A 316-nucleotide genomic window follows, 5' to 3' on the forward strand; every position below is an offset into this window, starting at 1 on the left:
TTTCTCATTTTGAAATCTCCTTTGTAATTAATTAATTTTTTATAAATAACAGAGAGTAATCTCTGAAACTTATCGAATTGAAAATTTTTGTTATCGTCATCGACATGTGGCGCACAGCGTGTGCGACTTTGTTTCTTATATTTGTCATTGCGAGCCGAACAGGCGTCTGCCCACCTTTGGTGAAGTGAGGCGTGGCAATCCACATAAATTGGATTATTTCGGACTTTTTCAAGTCCTCGTAATGACTTAATTTTATTAATACAAGCAAGGAAGCCTGCAAAATATTTATAAATAATTTTGTGAAGTGAAAAAGTTT

The 316-nt window shown here is 33.9% G+C and carries 1 protein-coding gene; it reads right to left on the reverse strand.

Annotated features, from left to right (window positions below; translation table 11 throughout):
- Nucleotides 1-31 precede the first annotated feature (31 nt).
- A partial coding sequence (locus EZH24_RS13690) for a hypothetical protein (protein WP_236847299.1) occupies nucleotides 32-316 on the reverse strand: 285 nt, incomplete at its 5' end.

This window comes from Brachyspira catarrhinii, assembly GCF_005518285.1.
GTDB classification, from domain to species: Bacteria; Spirochaetota; Brachyspiria; order Brachyspirales; family Brachyspiraceae; genus Brachyspira; species Brachyspira catarrhinii.